General features: G+C 71.9%; 14 protein-coding genes. 4 read left to right on the forward strand and 10 right to left on the reverse strand.

What is annotated here, in order from left to right:
• Positions 1-34 precede the first annotated feature (34 nt).
• The 3 genes from C7C45_RS25840 to C7C45_RS25850 all read left to right on the forward strand — a co-directional run bounded on the left by C7C45_RS25840 (position 35) and on the right by C7C45_RS25850 (position 5226).
• Positions 35-1693, forward strand: coding sequence for an NAD(P)/FAD-dependent oxidoreductase (locus C7C45_RS25840; protein WP_110566300.1), 1659 nt, complete (start codon positions 35-37; stop codon positions 1691-1693).
• A gap of 55 nt (positions 1694-1748) precedes the next feature.
• Entirely contained in the window at positions 1749-3206 is a 1458-nt protein-coding gene (locus C7C45_RS25845; RefSeq protein ID WP_110566301.1) for an ATP-binding protein, read from the forward strand.
• Between the two features lie 76 nt (positions 3207-3282).
• Entirely contained in the window at positions 3283-5226 is a 1944-nt protein-coding gene (locus tag C7C45_RS25850; RefSeq protein ID WP_167454836.1) for an ABC transporter ATP-binding protein, read from the forward strand.
• Between the two features lie 521 nt (positions 5227-5747).
• On the opposite strand, the gene C7C45_RS25855 is transcribed toward C7C45_RS25850, so the two are convergent.
• The 6 genes from C7C45_RS25855 to C7C45_RS25880 all read right to left on the reverse strand — a co-directional run bounded on the left by C7C45_RS25855 (position 5748) and on the right by C7C45_RS25880 (position 11124).
• Entirely contained in the window at positions 5748-6269 is a 522-nt protein-coding gene (locus C7C45_RS25855) for an NUDIX domain-containing protein (RefSeq protein WP_110566303.1), read from the reverse strand.
• Between the two features lie 250 nt (positions 6270-6519).
• Positions 6520-7161: an SRPBCC family protein gene (locus C7C45_RS25860; protein ID WP_110566304.1), complete on the reverse strand. Its 642-nt coding sequence runs from the start codon at positions 7159-7161 to the stop codon at positions 6520-6522.
• Positions 7161-7526: an ArsR/SmtB family transcription factor gene (locus tag C7C45_RS25865; RefSeq protein ID WP_110566305.1), complete on the reverse strand. Its 366-nt coding sequence runs from the start codon at positions 7524-7526 to the stop codon at positions 7161-7163. Before C7C45_RS25865 ends, C7C45_RS25860 begins: the two co-directional genes overlap by 1 nt.
• A 27-nt stretch (positions 7527-7553) precedes the next feature.
• Positions 7554-9650: a xanthine dehydrogenase family protein molybdopterin-binding subunit gene (locus C7C45_RS25870; protein ID WP_110566306.1), complete on the reverse strand. Its 2097-nt coding sequence runs from the start codon at positions 9648-9650 to the stop codon at positions 7554-7556.
• Entirely contained in the window at positions 9647-10630 is a 984-nt protein-coding gene (locus tag C7C45_RS25875) for an FAD binding domain-containing protein (protein ID WP_110566307.1), read from the reverse strand. The genes C7C45_RS25870 and C7C45_RS25875 overlap by 4 nt, the downstream gene beginning before the upstream one ends.
• Entirely contained in the window at positions 10627-11124 is a 498-nt protein-coding gene (locus C7C45_RS25880; RefSeq protein ID WP_208641354.1) for a 2Fe-2S iron-sulfur cluster-binding protein, read from the reverse strand. Before C7C45_RS25880 ends, C7C45_RS25875 begins: the two co-directional genes overlap by 4 nt.
• 112 nt (positions 11125-11236) lie before the next feature.
• On the opposite strand from C7C45_RS25880, the gene C7C45_RS25885 reads away from it, so the two are divergent.
• Positions 11237-11869: a nucleotidyltransferase family protein gene (locus tag C7C45_RS25885; protein WP_208641331.1), complete on the forward strand. Its 633-nt coding sequence runs from the start codon at positions 11237-11239 to the stop codon at positions 11867-11869.
• On the opposite strand, the gene C7C45_RS25890 is transcribed toward C7C45_RS25885, so the two are convergent.
• The 4 genes from C7C45_RS25890 to C7C45_RS25905 all read right to left on the reverse strand — a co-directional run bounded on the left by C7C45_RS25890 (position 11814) and on the right by C7C45_RS25905 (position 15829).
• Complete coding sequence (locus tag C7C45_RS25890; protein WP_110566309.1) at positions 11814-12482, reverse strand: TMEM175 family protein; 669 nt, start codon at positions 12480-12482, stop codon at positions 11814-11816. The two genes, C7C45_RS25885 and C7C45_RS25890, sit on opposite strands and share 56 nt — an antisense overlap.
• A gap of 116 nt (positions 12483-12598) precedes the next feature.
• Positions 12599-13975, reverse strand: a complete 1377-nt coding sequence (locus C7C45_RS25895) for a GH1 family beta-glucosidase (RefSeq protein ID WP_110566310.1) — start codon at positions 13973-13975, stop codon at positions 12599-12601.
• Between the two features lie 29 nt (positions 13976-14004).
• Positions 14005-14844, reverse strand: coding sequence for a carbohydrate ABC transporter permease (locus C7C45_RS25900; RefSeq protein ID WP_110566311.1), 840 nt, complete (start codon positions 14842-14844; stop codon positions 14005-14007).
• Positions 14837-15829, reverse strand: coding sequence for a carbohydrate ABC transporter permease (locus C7C45_RS25905; protein WP_110566312.1), 993 nt, complete (start codon positions 15827-15829; stop codon positions 14837-14839). The genes C7C45_RS25900 and C7C45_RS25905 overlap by 8 nt, the downstream gene beginning before the upstream one ends.
• Positions 15830-15835 lie beyond the last annotated feature (6 nt).

The raw sequence follows: 15835 nt of genomic DNA on the forward strand, positions 1-15835 counted from the left end.
GCCGTCCACCCGCAACAGGTGATTTCATGGCGCCATGGCTAACCCGGTGATCCTGAGCGTCGACGACGACCCCGTGGTCTCCCGGGCGGTGGCCCGGGACATCCGGCGCCGCTACGGCGACCGCTACCGGGTCGTGCGGGCCTCCTCCGGACCGGAGGCGTTGGACGCGCTGCGGGAGGTCAAGCTGCGCGGCGAACAGGTGGCGCTGCTGCTGGCCGACCACCGGATGCCGGAGATGACCGGCGTCGAGTTCCTCGAGGCGGCCATGGACATCTTTCCGGCCGCCCGCCGGGTGCTGCTCACCGCGTACGCGGACACCGACGCCGCGATCGAGGCCATCAACGTGGTCGACCTGGACCATTACCTGCTCAAGCCCTGGCATCCGCCGGAGGAGAAGCTGTATCCGGTGGTGGACGGGCTGCTGGAGGCGTGGGCGGTCACCCCGGACGCGGCGAGCGCCGAGATCCGGGTCGTCGGGCATCGCTGGTCGGCGCCGTCGTTCAAGGTCCGCGACTTCCTGGCCCGCAACCTGGTGCCGTACCGCTGGATGTTGTCCGACGACCCGGAGGGCATCCGCCTGCTCGACGCGGCCGGAGCCACCGAGGCGGACGTGCCGCTGGTGGTGACCGCCGAGGGTAAGGCGTTGATCGCCCCGAGCGAGACCGAGTTGGCCGCGCTGGCCGGGTTGACAGTGGTGCCCGCCTCCGACTTCTACGACCTGGTGGTGATCGGCGGTGGCCCGGCCGGCCTCGGCTCGGCGGTCTACGGCGCGTCGGAGGGGCTGCGCACCGTGCTCGTCGAGCGACGGGCGACCGGCGGGCAGGCCGGGCAGAGCAGCCGAATCGAAAACTACCTGGGCTTCCCGGACGGCGTCTCCGGCGCGCAGTTGACCGATCGGGCCCGGCGGCAGGCGGTCAAGTTCGGCGCCGAGCTGCTCAGCGCCCGGGAGGTGGTGGGTCTGAGTGAGGCCGGCGGCGCACGGCTGCTGCGCTTCGGCGACGGCACCGAGATCGCGGCGCACACCGTGGTGCTGGCCACCGGGGTGTCGTACCGGGTGCTCGACGCCCCCGGGCTGGCCGACTTCACCGGCCGGGGGGTGTTCTACGGCGCTGCCGCGACCGAGGCGCCGAGCTGCGTCGAGCAGGACGTCTACATCGTCGGCGGGGCCAACTCCGCCGGCCAGGCGGCGGTGCACTTCTCCCGGTACGCGTCGAGGGTGCACCTGCTGATCCGCGGCGCGGACCTGACCGCCTCGATGTCGCGTTACCTGATCGACCAGTTGGAACGGATCGACCGGATCACCGTGCACCCGCACACGGCCGTCGTCGGCGCGGCGGGGGAGGACCACCTGCAACGGCTCACCCTCTGCGACACCCGCACCGGGGAGGCCCGCTCGGTCGACACCTCCTGGCTGTTCATCTTCATCGGCGCGGAGCCCCGGACCGACTGGCTGGACGGGGTGCTGGTCCGCGACGGGCGCGGCTTCATCGTCACCGGCCCGGATCTGCTCGCCGGGGGGCGTCGGCCGGCCGGCTGGTCGCTGTCGCGCGACCCGTACCACCTGGAGACCAGCGTGCCGGGGGTGTTCGCCGCCGGGGACGTGCGGGCCGAGTCGGTCAAGCGGGTCGCCTCCGCTGTCGGCGAGGGCGCGATGGCCGTCTCGCTCGTGCACCGTTACCTGGAGGCCCAGTGAGCGCGAGGAGTGAGCCGGGTTTGCGAGCCCCGCAGTCGCGAGCGAAGGAGGCCCAGTGACCATCGAGTCTGACCGGCTGACACCGGCACAGTTGCGCACCCTGTTCCTGTTCGAGGCCCTCGACGACGGGCAGCTCGCCTGGCTGGCCGAGCGCGGCCGGGTCGAGCAGCGCGCCGGGGGCACTCTGGTGTACGGCGAGGGTGAGCCCGCCACCTGCTTCTTCGTGCTGGTGCGCGGGGCGGTGGCGTTGAGTCGCCTGGTGCGTGGCGACGACGTCGAGGTCAGTCGAACCGACCAGCGCGGGGTGTACGGCGGGGCCACTCAGTCGTACCTGGGTGACCAGGTCGAGCAGATCTATCGCAACAGCCTGCGGGCGGTGACCGACGCGGAGTTCTTCGTGCTGCCGGCGGAGGACATCGCGTACGCCCTGCGGTCCTGGTTTCCGATGCCCATGCACCTGTTGGAGGGGCTGTTCTTCGGAATGCGGGACAGTCAGGCCATCGTCGGTGAGCGGGAGCGACTGCTGGCCCTCGGCTCGCTCTCGGCGGGGCTGACCCACGAGCTGAACAACCCGGCCGCGGCTGCGGTGCGGGCCACGTCGGTGCTGCGTGACCGGGTTGCCGGGATGCGGCACAAACTTGCCATGATCGCCGACGGTCGGCTCGACGGCCGTGCTCTGCACGGTCTGGTCGCGTTGCAGGAGGAGGCCGTCGCCCGGGTCGCCACCGCGCCGAAGTTGACCCCGATGGCCACCGCCGACGCCGAGGACACCCTCACCGACTGGCTGGAGGAGCACGGGGTGGGCGGCGCCTGGGACCTGGCGCCGATCCTGGTGGGTGGCGGGCTCGACGCGGCCTGGTTGGCGCAGGTGAAGGCTGCGGTGGGTGCCGCGGACCTGGAAGCGGCGGTTCGCTGGCTCACCTACACCGTCGACACCGAGCTGCTGATGCGCGAGATCGGCGACGCGGTCACCCGGATCTCCGGACTGGTCGACGCCGCGAAGCAGTACTCGCAGCTGGACCGCGCGCCGCACCGGGTGGTGGACGTGCACGACCTGCTCGACGCCACGCTGGTGATGTTCAAGGGGAAGATCCCCGCCGAGGTCAAGCTGGTCCGCGAGTACGACCGCAGTCTCCCACCGATTCCGGCGTACGCGGCTGAGCTGAACCAGGTGTGGACCAACCTGATCGACAACGCGTTGGGCGCGATGGGGGAGAAGGGGGTGCTGACCGTTCGTACCGGACTCAGCGGCGACCTGCTGGCGGTGGAGGTCACCGACACCGGTCCTGGTATCCCGCCGGCGGTGCGTCCGCGCATCTTCGAGCCCTTCTTCACCACCAAGCCGGTCGGCACGGGCACCGGCCTGGGGCTGGACATCTCGTACCGGATCGTGGTGCGCAAGCACCACGGCGACATCCGGGTGGAGACCGAGCCGGGGAGGACCACGTTCCGGGTGCTGCTGCCGATCACGGAGGGCGCACCGGACATGCCGCACGACGCGCCGACTACCTAGAGACATCGAGTGGTCGCGGGCAGTAGTCTCGGGCGGCGTCTGTGATCCCCGCCCCCGAGGAGGGCCCGTGGAGTCGATGGCCCGCCAGCGCACCGCCACCGAGGACGACGACCAGCCGGGTGATCCGCCTCCTGGCACGATGCTGCCGGAGTTGGAGGACCGCGACTGGATGCACCACGCGCAGGAGTTCGCGCACACCAGCTTCTGGGCGGTGGCCCGCCGGCTGCCCCGGCTGGTCCGGGAGGCGGTCGGGCTGGCCTGGGCCACCAACCGTCGGGACACGGTCGCCTCGATCGGCCTGAACATCGCCGCCGGGGTGATGACCACGTTCGGCCTGCTCGCCACGACCAGTGTGCTGCGCGAGCTGTTCGCCGCCGGCCCCACCCCGGACCGGGTCCGTTCGGCTCTGCCGGCGCTGGTCGTGGCCGCGGCGGCGGTGTCGGCGCGCGGCGGCCTGGCGATCGCGGCCGGCTGGGCCCAGGCCCGACTGACCCCACAGATCAACTATCAGGTGGAGCTGCGGTTGTTCGAGGCCACCACCGCGGTGGAGCTGGCCGCGTTCGACGATGCCGGCTTCGCCGAGGAGATGGACCGGGCGCGGGACCGGGGGATGGCGGAGGCCGCGTACATCGTCGACCACACCGTCAACCTGGTCACCGGCGTGGTCGGGATGCTCGCCACCGCCGTGGCGGTGACCGTCATTCAACCGCTGCTGCTGCCCTGCCTGCTGCTCGCTGCGGTACCCCAGGCGATCACGGCGGTGCGGATGGCCCGCCGGGAGTATCTGGCGATGCTGGCCCGGATCACCCGACAGCGTCGGATGTGGATGCTGGCCCACCTGATGGCCAACCGGCACACCGCCGCCGAGGTGCGCGCGTACCAGATGCGCGACTTCCTGCTCGCCGAGTACCGCGGGGTGATGGCCGTCGAGACCCGGGCCCAGCTACGGCTGGTCCGCTCACAGACCGGCACGCGGGTGATCGGCGCGACGGTGGCGGGGGTGGCCACCTTCGGGGTGTACGCGGTCCTCGGCGGCCTGCTGCTCAACGGGATGGTCGCCCTCGCCGCCGCGGCCACCGCCCTGCTCGCGTTGCAGTCCGCGCGGAACAGCCTGGGCGTGGCGGTCATCGCCACCAACTCGCTGTACGAGGACGCCCTCTACTATCAGGACTACCAGGACTTCCTGGCACGCGCCCACGCCCGGGTGCCGATCGGCGGCGACCGGATGGCCGACGGTGTCGGCGTGATCGAGCTGGACGACGTGAGCCTGAGGTACCCGGACACCGACACCCCGGCAGTGGACCGGGTCAGCCTGAGCGTCCGCCGGGGCGAGGTGATCGCACTGGTCGGCGAGAACGGCTCCGGTAAGACCACCCTGGCCAAACTGATCGCGGGGCTCTACCGGCCGACCGGTGGGGTGATCCGCTGGGACGGCGTCGACGCCGCCGAGCTGGACCCACGTACCCTCGGCGCCCAGGTGGCCGTGATGACCCAGGAGTGGTGGAAGTTCCCCTTCACCGCCGGGCAGAACATCCGCGTGGGGCGGCACGACCGGCCGCCGGAGCGGTCCGGCCCCAGCGTCCAGGAGGCCGCTGCCGCAGCCGCCGCCCACGACATGATCGTCGGCCTGCCGCGCGGCTACGACACCCTGCTGGACCGGGAGTTCAAGGACGGCCACGAGCTGTCCGGCGGGCAGTGGCAGCGGCTCGTCGCCGCACGCGGCCTCTACCGGGACGCCGCCCTGCTGATCTGCGACGAACCCTCGGCAGCCCTGGACGCGCGCGCCGAACACGCCCTGTTCCAGCATCTGCGCCGCCGCCCCGACCGGGCGGTCGTCCTGATCACCCACCGGCTCGCCAACGTCCGCCACGCGGACCGGATCTTCGTCATGGAACGGGGTCGACTCGTCCAGCAGGGCCGCCACGACGAGCTGATGGCCGCGAACGGCCTCTACCGCGAATTGTTCGACCTTCAGGCCAGCGGCTACCTGACGGGCGCCGACGACGCCCTACCCCGCTGAGGCACGCTCACCCGGAGCCTCACCCACCCCTGCAACCGCCCCCGCGCCCCGCGCCGGAAGATCGTGCTCGATCCTGGAAGGTCAACACCGTTGCGTCAGGCAGAGCGGCTGTTCGTCACCCACCCGCCCCGTCGATCATGGAGTTGTGGTGGGTGACAAGTTGCCTGCAAGATGCCAAATCAGGCACCACAACTCCTTGATCGACGAGGCTGGACTGTCCCTGCTCCGCGATCTTGCGCTTTCTGTCCCGACACAACGGTTATCCCACCCATTTTGACAACCGAAACTGCAAGATCGGTGCGGCCCCCTTGCTCCGCAGGGGTTGCCATCTCGCCCTACGCCATAACGCAACGGTGTTGTCCTGGAAGTAGTGGCCTCGCCGGCTTTTGATGGCACTACAAGCAGGATCGAGCACGATCTTGCGGGGTCAGGGGTGTTCGGGCGGCGGGGGTGGGGGTGTTCGGCGGCAGGGCAACGGAGGTAGTCGGGGCGGGGTGCGTGTTCGAGGCGGCCGCGGGGAGTCAGGCGGGGCGGTTGGAGGTTAGGAAGTCGGCTAGCACCTGGGTGTGGGTGGAGAACGCCAGCTCGACCGGGTCGGTGAGCACCAGCCATTCGGTCGCCTCTGCGGTCGGCGCCGACGGTGGCAGGTCCTCGGCCGATCGCTCGGGCAGCACTCCGAAGATCATCATCGTGCCACCTGTCGGCGCGCCGTGCACTGCGAAGAGCTGGGCATCCTCGGCAGCCGCGATCAGCCCGGTCTCCTCCCGCAACTCACGGACGAGGGCTTCGGACCACTCCTCGCCGTACTCGATGAAGCCGCCGGGCAGCGCGAGCAGGCCGCGGGCCGGCTCGATGTCCCGGCGGACCACCACCACGCCCAGGCCCTCGGCCGTGCGGACCGGCAGCACCGCGACCGCCACGGGCAGGGGATTGCGCCAGACAGTTTCGCCGCAGACCGCGCAGACCCGCGGCCAACCGGCGCCCGCCGGGTAGGCGGCGCCGCAGAAGGAGCAGTGCGAGTACGGGTACGGCTGGCCGGTCATGCCGCAGCACGTTACCCGCGCTGCCGCTGCCGCTGTCCCCGCTCCGCCGCTGCCGCTCCGCCGCTGCCGCTCCGCCGCTGCCGCTCCGCTGCTCCCGCCCGCTGCTCCCGCCCCGCCGCTCCCGCGCTCCCGCTGCCGCTCCCGCCCCGCTCCGCCGCTGCCGCTGCCGCTCCGCTGCTCCCGCCCGCTGCTCCCGCCCCGCCGCTCCCGCGCTCCCGCTGCCGCTCCCGCCCCGCTCCGCCGCTGCCGCTCAGGCCTCCGGGGTGCCGGTGTAGAAGGCGGTGGTGCGTTCGGCGGCGGCCTTCGCCTCGTCGGCGTCGGTGCCGGCGGCGATGCTCGCCTCGCACCACAGGTGGCTGCTCAGCTCCATGGTCCGCCGTCCCTCGTCGGACGCGCTCCACTCGGCGCTCTGCTCCGGGGTGACCCCGCTGCCGTCGGCGGCCAGGTGGGAGGCGAGACCGAGCAGCCCCAGGTCCCAGCCGACGCCGACGGCACCAGGCCCGAACTGGGCCCACCGGTCCTGGTCGACGTGCGCGATGTGGTCCAACTCGAAGCGGGTCCGCTCCGCGTCGACCGGGGTGAGCCGCACCTCGATCCAGCTCACTTCGCCGCCAAACTCCCAGGTGGCGGTGAAGGCGTGCGGCGGGTCGCAGCTTTCGATGGTGCCGCCGGCATTGCCCTGGAGTTGGTACCTGCCGTGCAGCCGCAGGTCACCGGTGATCGGCAGGAACCAGCGTGGGATGCGTTCGGGGTTGGTGCAGGCGTCCCACAGATCGTCGAGCGTCGCCTGGTAGGTCTGGCTGAGCGTGCTCACGCGGGCCTCGCCGGCCTCCAGGGTGCGGCTGCCGACCTGTCGCTGGACGGCGTTGATCTGCTCGATCGCGTCGATCATCAGGTGTTCCTCTCGTCGGGTGGGTCGGCGGGCCCGTTCAGCCGACGTTCGCGTCGGCCCCGGGCCAGCTCGGTGGCGAGTGCCGCCAGGGGTGGGGTCCAGAACCGGCGGAAGTGCTCCAGCCAGCCGTCGACCTCGCGCAGTGGGCGTGGGTCGACCGCGTACAGCCGCCGGGTGCCCTCCGGCCGGACGGTGGCGAAGCCGTTGTCCCGTAACACCTTGAGGTGCTGGGACACGGCTGGCTGGGAGATGCCGAACTCGTCGCGGATGACCGCGCTGACCGCGCCGGCGGTCTGCTCGCCGTTGGCGAGAAGTTCCAGGATGCGGCGCCGGACCGGATCGCCCAGCACGTCGAAGGCGTGCACGACGCCTTTATATCACCAGCCGCTTATTTAAGCTAGAGCTGATAACCCGACGAGCTTGTCCACGCGGATCGGCAGCTCCCGGATCCGAACGCCGGTGGCGTGGTGCACCGCGTTGGCGACAGCCGCCGCGGCGCCGACGATGCCGATCTCGCCGATGCCCTTCACCCCGGCGGGGTTCAGCTCGTCGTCCTGTTCGTCCAGCCAGTACGCCTCGATGGACTCCACGTCCGGGCACACGGTGATGTGGTAGGTGGCCAGGTCGTGGTTGACCCAGTCGCCGTACCGCTCGTCGAGCAGGCCCTCCTCGTGCAGCGCCATCGACAACCCCATCGTCATGCCGCCGACGAGTTGGCTGCGCGCCGTCGTCGGGTTGACGATCCGCCCGGCCGCGAACACCCCGAGCATCCGGTTCAGCCGCACCTCACCGGTGTCCGCGTCCACCCGTACCTCGACGAACTGTGCCCCGTACGCGTACCGGGGCAGGGTGGGCTGGCCGCCGACCTCGTCGTCGGTGCTCACCTCGACGGTCACCTCGCCAGACGGCTCGTCGCCGGGAAGGTCCCGAAGCTTCTCGCGCAGCGCCTGACCGGCCCGGATCACCGCCCAGCTCCAACTGGCCGTGCCCATCGAGCCGCCGGCCACCGCCGCGGTCGGCAGATCGCTGTCCCCGATGCGGATCTCCACCCGCTCCGGCGGCACCCCGAGCGCGTCGGCGGCCACCTGCCACATCGCCGTTCGGGCGCCGGTGCCGATGTCGGTGGCGTTGATCCGTACCAGGAAGCTGCCGTCGGGCCGGGCGGTGGCCGTGGCCGACGACGGCCTGGCCCGGGCCGGGTAGCTCGACCCGGCCACCCCGGTGCCGATCAGCCAGCGCCCGTCGCGCCGGGCGCGGGGCGTCGGGTCCCGGTCCGCCCAGCCGAAGCGCTGCGCACCGTCGCGCAGACAGGCCACCAGGTTGCGGCTGGTGAACGGCCGCCCCTGGTCGGGGTCGACCTGCGCGTCGTTGCGGATCCGCAACTCCACCGGGTCGATGCCGACGGCGGTGGCCAACTCGTCCATCGCCGACTCCAGGGCGTACGCGCCGGGGCACTCGCCGGGAGCGCGCATCCAGAACGGTGTGGGTACGTCGAGGCGGACCAGTCGGTGCGTGGTGCGTCGGTGGGGCGCGGCGTACATGCTGCGGGTGTAGACGGCGGTCTGCTCGGCGAACTCCCGGATCGTCGAGGTCTGGCTGATCGCGTCGTGGCAGATCGCGGTGAGTCGCCCGTCGGCGTCGGCGGCGAGCCGGACCCGCTGAATGATCGGGGTGCGGTAACCGACGGGCCCGAACAGCTGCTGACGGGTCAGCGCCAGCCGGACCGGTCGGTCCACGTGTCGGGCCGCGAGGGCGGCCAGCACCACCGAGGCCTTGGCGTACCCCTTGCTGCCGAAGCCGCCACCGACGTGCTCGGCGATGACCCGGACCGACTCCGGGGGCACCTCGAACAGCTCGGCCAGCGTGGCCCGCACCAGCGAGGCGCCCTGGGTGGAGTCGTGCACCAACAGCCGCCCGTCGCGCCAGTGCGCCGTCGTGGCGTGCGGTTCCATCGGGTTGTTGTGGTAGGCCGGCGTTCGGTACGTGGCGTCCACCCGCACCGGGGCGGCCGCGTACCCGGCGTCGAAATCGCCCTCGGCGGTGTCGGTGGGATAGTTGGGGTTGACCTTGTCCGGCCGGTACAGGCCGGGGTGGTCGGCGGCGAGCACCGTGCTGTGCGGCCCGGTGTCGTAGTCGATCCGGACCAGCCGGGCGCCCTCGCGGGCCGCCTCCAGACTGGTGGCCACCACCACCGCGACGAACTGCCCCCGGTAGTGCACCGCCGGCTCCTGCAACAGCCACACCTCCGGCTGCGGGCCGGGCGCGAGGCGGGGCGCGTTGCCGTGGTGCAGGACGGCCAGCACACCGGGCGACGCGAGCGCCTCGGCCGTGTCGACCCGGGTGATGCGGCCCCGCACCACCGCCGACGGCACCGCCCAGCCGTAGGTGACCCCGTCCACCGGGTACTCCACCGCGTACCGGGCCGTGCCGGTGACCTTCTCCCTGCCCTCGAGCCGGGGGTACGCCCGGCCGACCGCGCCGGTGCTCACGACGACGCCAGTTCGCTGAGCACCCGCACAGTGATGGCCCGGGTCAGTGGCACCTTGAACCCGTTGTGCCGCAACGGGCGTGCCTCGGCCAGCTCGACGTCGGCGGCCCGCCCCGCCAGCTCCGGGCTGAACATTCGACCCCGCAGCTCGGCCTCGGCCCGGTAGGCCCGCCACGGCCGGTGCGCCACCGCCCCGTAGGCGAGCCGCACGTCGCGGACCACACCGCCGTCGAGGTCCAGCACCGCGGCCACCGACCCGACGGCGAAGGCGAACGAGGCCCGGTCGCGCACCTTGAGGTACGTCGAGCGGCGTGCGGCCGGCAGCGGCGGCAACCGGATGGCGGTGATCAGCGCACCCCGGGCCAGGGTGGTCTCGCGCTCGGGGTGCGCCCCGGGGGAGCGGTAGAGGGCGGTGATCGGGATGTCGCGGGTGCCGTCGGTCTCGTGCACCTCCACCACCGTGTCGAGTGCGGCCAGCGCGACGGCAAGGTCGGACGGGTGGGTCGCCACGCACTGTTCGGACCAGTCGAGCACGGCCAGGTCGCGGTTCTGGCCGTGCAGTGCGGCGCAACCGCTGCCCGGCGCACGTTTGTTGCACGCCTTGCCGGTGTCCTGGAAGTAGACGCAGCGGGTGCGCTGCAACAGGTTGCCGCCGGTGGTGGCCATGTTGCGGAGTTGCCCGGAGGCGGCGGCGAGCAGGGCGCGGGCCAGCACCGGGTAGTCCCGGCGGACCACCGGGTGCGCGGCGAGGTCGCTGTTGCGGACGGTCGCGCCGACCCGCAGCCCGCCGTCGGGCAGCTCCTCGACGCTGTCCAGCGGGAGGCCGGTCACGTCCACGAGCAGGTCGGGGCGCTGCACCCCCAGTTTCATCAGGTCCACCAGGTTGGTCCCGCCGCCCAGGTAGGCCGCCTGCGGTTCCGCGCCGAGCACGGCCACCGCGTCGGCCACGTCGGCGGGCCGGTGGTAGCGGAACGCTCTCATCGCGTCGCCGCCGTCTCGCGCACGGCCGCCACAATGTGCGGGTACGCGGCACAGCGGCACAGGTTGCCGGCCATCCGCTCGCGGATCTCCGCGTCGGTCAGCTCGGCCGGCGCGCTCAGGTCGTCGGTGACCGCGCTGGGCCAGCCCCGGGCGACCTCGTCGAGCATGCCGCGGGCGGAACAGAGTTGCCCGGGGGTGCAGTAGCCGCACTGGAACGCGTCGTGCGCGATGAATGCGGCCTGCAGCGGGGACAGCTCGTCCGGCCCGGCCAGCCCCTCGACCGTCACCACCGACCGGCCGTCGAGCGTGACCGCGAACACCAGGCAGCTCTTCACGCGGCGGCCGTCCAGCAACACGGTGCAGGAGCCGCACTGGCCGTGGTCGCAGCCCTTCTTCGCCCCGGTCAGGCCGAGGTGCTCGCGCAGCGTGTCGAGCAGGGTGGTGCGATTGTCCAGCCGTACCTCGCGGGTGGCGCCGTTGACCTCGAACGCCACCCGGGACGAGTGCCGTTCGTCGGTCGTCGTCGCGTTCTCTGGTCCGCCCTGCACCGGCCCAGACTAGCTTTACCGGTACATACAGGGGCGAATAACGCAGGAGGTGACCCGGGTGCCCGACCTGCCGGTGACCGCCGGGCTGGTGCTGGCCGCCGGTGCCGGGCGGCGGTACGGCCGGCCGAAGGCGCTGGTCGAGCTGGATGGCGAGCCGTTGGCGCGGCGCGGAGTCCGGCTGCTGAGCGACGGCGGCTGCACGCCCGTGCACGTGGTGATCGGCGCGGGCGCCGACGAGGTGCCCGACCTGCCCGGCGCGGTGCCGGTTCGCCACGACCGCTGGCCCGAGGGGCTGGGCTCGTCGTTGCGCCGCGGCCTGGCCTCGCTGCCCGCCGACGTGTCGGCCGCTGTCGTGGTGCTCGTCGACCAGCCGCTGCTCAGCCCGGTCGCGGTTCGCCGGGTACGGGGGGCGTACGCCGGTGGCGCGATCATCGCGGTCGCCACCTACGCCGGCCGGCCGGGGCATCCGGTCCTGCTCACCCGGGAGACCTGGCCGCTGCTGGACGGTTACGCCGTCGGCGACCGGGGCGCCCGGGACCTGCTGCGTGACCGGCCGGACCTGGTGGTGCAGGTGCCCTGCGACGACGTCGGCTCACCTGTCGACGTGGACACCCCCGCCGACCTGCCCCGAACGGTCAGCGCCGCCCGCGCCGCCGACGCAGCCCCTGGCTGGTCACCGCGTGATAGGTGATCATGACGATGATGCCGATCAGGCCCAGCGCCGGGTTGACGAACCAGCCGAGCAGGCCGCTCAACCCGTACAGGACCAGGCCGGTGACCGGTCGCAGCCGCTGCGTCCGGACATGCTCGGGGCTGACCCCACGATCAAGGAGCTCGGGGTGGCGGTGCAGGTAGCCGAAGAACACCAGCCACGGTGCGGACATCAGCGCCGCCGCCAACGCGTACAGGGCGACGCCCGCGCGCTGGTCGGCGGTGTCCCCGTGGGTGAGCGCGGACGCCAGCACCGCGGTCGGGAACGGAATGATCACCGCGCCGAAGAGCACGGCGAGGTTGATCCAGCTCAGGGTGAGGGTCGTCGCGCGGATCAGCTTGAACAGCGCGTGGTGGTTGAGCCAGAGCACCCCGATGTAGACGAACGACACGACGAAGGCCAGGTAGGAGGCGCCTTCGCTGCGCAGCCCGGCCAGCAGCTCGCCCTCGTGGTATTCCGGCACCCGCAGGTCGAGCACCAGCAGGGTGATCACGATCGCGAACACGCCGTCGCTGAACGCGGTCATCCGATCGGTGCCGGACAGACGTGAGCCGGCGCCGGTCTGCTCGACCTCGTCGGGGGCTTCGGCCACTGGGGAAGGCTAACCGCTCAGGGCAGCGGCAACCGGACGTTCCGCCCAAGGGACGAGGAGGGCCGCCCGGGGGTCGCCAACGCGGCACCCCGGCCGGCCGGCCTCACCGCCCCCGTTCAGGCCACCTGCGTGGCGGTGCCGGTCGCCCCGGCGAGACGATGGTGGGCGCGGATCAGGTCGGCGTAGCGCAGGCCGCTCGCCTTCACCGTCCGGCGTTGGGTGGCGTAGTCGACGTGCACCAGCCCGAAGCGCTTGTCGTAGCCGTACGCCCACTCGAAGTTGTCCAGCAGCGACCAGACGAAGTAGCCGCCCAGCGGCACACCCCGGGCCACCGCCGACGCGCACGCCGCCAGGTGCTGCTCCAGATGGTCGGTGCGCTCCTTGTCCTGCACCGTGCCGTCCGCGGTGACCTCGTCCGGCCACGCCGAGCCGCTCTCGGTGACGATGATCCGGCCCGGCCGGTACCCCTCGTGTACGTCGACGAGCAGCCGCTCCAGCCCGGGCGGGTAGTTCTCCCAACCCATCGCGGTCTCCACCGATCCGGGCACCGGCACCTGCCGGGCGTACGGCGCCGCGCCGGTCGGGTCGTCGACCACCAGTTGCCGGAAGTAGTAGTTCACCCCGAGGTAGTCGGTGGGCGTGGCGATCACCGTCAGGTCGTCGCCGCGTACCGGCGGCTCGACCCCGTAGGTGGCGATCATGTCGGCGGGGTAGCCGCGCCCGTGGATCGGGTCCAGCCACCACCGGTTGACGTGCCCGTCTGCCCGTCGGGCGGCCGCGACGTCCTCCGGCCGGTCGGTCGCCGCCTCGATCGGGCTGAGGTTGAGCACCAGTCCGATCGACGCCGGCCGGGACGCGTTGGCCCGGACCGCCTGGGTGGCCAGACCGTGCCCGAGCAGCACGTGGTGCGAGGTGTGCACCGCGCGGGTCAGATCCCGCTCGCCGGGGGCCATCTTCCCCTCCAGGTGCCCGATCCAGGACACGCAGAGGGGCTCGTTGACGGTGCTCCAGTCGGCCACCCGGTCGCCGAGGCGGGCGGCGACCACCGCCGCGTAGTCGGCGAACGCCTCGGCGGTGGCACGCTCCGGCCAGCCGCCGGAGTCCTGCAGAGCCTGCGGCAGGTCCCAGTGGTACAGCGTGACGAACGGCCGGACGCCGTCGGCGAGCAGCGTGTCGACGAGCCGGTCGTAGAAGTCCAGCCCGGCGGGGTTGACCCGCCCGACGCCGTCGGGCATCACCCGGGGCCAGGCCACCGAGAAACGGTACGCGTCCACGCCGAGCCGGCGCAGCAACGCCAGGTCCTCCGGCCACCGGTGGTAGTGGTCGCAGGCCACCGCGCCGGTGTCGCCGTTGTCGACGTTTCCGGGGGTCGCCGAGAAGGTGTCCCAGATGGACGGCGCCCGGCCGTCGACGTCGACGGCCCCCTCGATCTGGTACGCCGCCGTGGCGACACCCCAGAGGAAGTCGGGTGGCAGCTTGGACAGGTCGGGCACGGGAAGGTTCTCCTCTGGGATTGGATGATTCACTTGACCGCGCCGGCGGTGAGGCCGGCGACGAAGTAGCGCTGCAGGGCCAGGAACCCGACGACGACCGGGACGCTGACCACCAGCGAGGCGGCCATGATCTGGTTCCAGTAGACGTTGAACTGGGTGGAGTAGCCCTGCAGGCCGACGGCCAGGGTGCGGCTGCCCTCGTCGGTCATCACCGAGGCGAAGAGCACCTCACCCCAGGCGGTCATGAACGCGTACACGGTGACCGCGACGACGCCGGGCACGGCGGCCGGCAGGATGACCCGGAACAGGATGCGCAGCGGCCCGGCCCCGTCGACCTGCGCGGCCTCGTCCAAGCCACGGGGGATCGAGTCGAAGTAGCCGACCAGCATCCAGATCGAGAACGGCAGCGAGAAGGTCAGGTACGTGATCACCAGGCCGGTACGGCTGGCGTACAGCTCGATGCCTGTGGCGTTGCCCAGGTTGACGTAGATGAGGAACAGCGGCAGCAGGAACAGGATGCCGGGGAACATCTGGGTGGACAGCACCGTCACCGAGAAGACGCCCCGGCCGCGGAACCGGTACCGGCTGACCGCGAAGGCGGCGAAGATGGCCACCGCCACCGAGCAGACCGCCGCGATGCTCGACACCACCAGGCTGTTCACCAGGTACCGGGCCAGCGGCACGGTGCTCCACATGTCCACGAACGGTTGCAGCGTGGGCCGGCTGGGCCACCAGGTGAAACCGTTCTGCACGTCCTGCAACGGCTTCGCCGCGGAGGTGACCATCACGTAGAGCGGGATGAGGACGAAGAGGGCGAGCAGGGTCAGCACGATGCGCCGGCCCCAACGCTCACCGGCGGTCTCACGCATGGTCGTCCCTCCGACGGTTGGTGATCAGCAGGTACGCGGCCGAGACGATCAGCAGGAACAGCAGCAGCGCCACCGACATCGCCGAGCCGGAGCCGAAGTCCCAGGTCTTGAAGGAGCTGCGGTAGATGTGGATGGAGATGAGGTCGGCCTGCTCCGGCGCGGAGCCGCCGAAGAGCACGTACGGGGTGTTGAAGTCGTTGAAGGTCCACAGGAACAGCACCAGCAGCAGCACCAGGTTCACCGGCCGCAGCATCGGCAGCGTCACCGAGCGCAGCCGGCGCCAGAACCCGGCGCCGTCGATCGCGGCGGCCTCGTACAGCTCGCCGGAGACGTTCTGCAGGCCGGCCATCAGGCAGAGGAACGCGAACGGCCAGTTGCGCCACACCGACACCACCAGCAGCGAGGCGAAGCTGTTGTCGCCGATCAGCCAGAACGGCCGCTCGTCGAGCAGCCCGAGCTGGTCGACGAGGACGTGGTTGACCAGGCCGGTGTCGCGTTGCAGCAGGAAGCTCCAGGTGATCACCGCGGCGTAGACCGGCAGGGCGTACGGGGTGAGGAAGAGCGCCCGCAGGATCGCCCGCCCGCGGAACGGCCGTTGCAGGACGACCGCCGCCGAGATGCCGAGCAGCCAGGCGAACCCGACCGAGAGCACGCTGTAGGCCAGGGTGACCCAGAACGAGTGCAGTAGTTCCTTGCCGGCGGCGCTGTTCAGGTCGAGCGTCGCCCGGTAGTTCTCCCACCCGATGAAGGGGGCGGTGGACCAGTCGCGGATGTGGAACTGGGTCAGCTCCAGCAGGCTCATCCAGACCCCGACCACCATCGGGATCACGTGGACGGCGAGTTCCAGCACGACGGCCGGTGCGAGCAGCAGATACGGCAGGAGCGAGCGACGGGGGCCGTGGGGCCGGCGGGCCGGCTTCCGGGCCGGTGACCCGGCCCGGGGTTCGCGTCGGTCGGCGTCCGGCGCGGCGGTGCTGGTTGCCATCGGGGT

It is taken from the genome of Micromonospora arborensis (assembly GCF_003205615.1).
Lineage (GTDB): Bacteria > Actinomycetota > Actinomycetes > Mycobacteriales > Micromonosporaceae > Micromonospora > Micromonospora arborensis.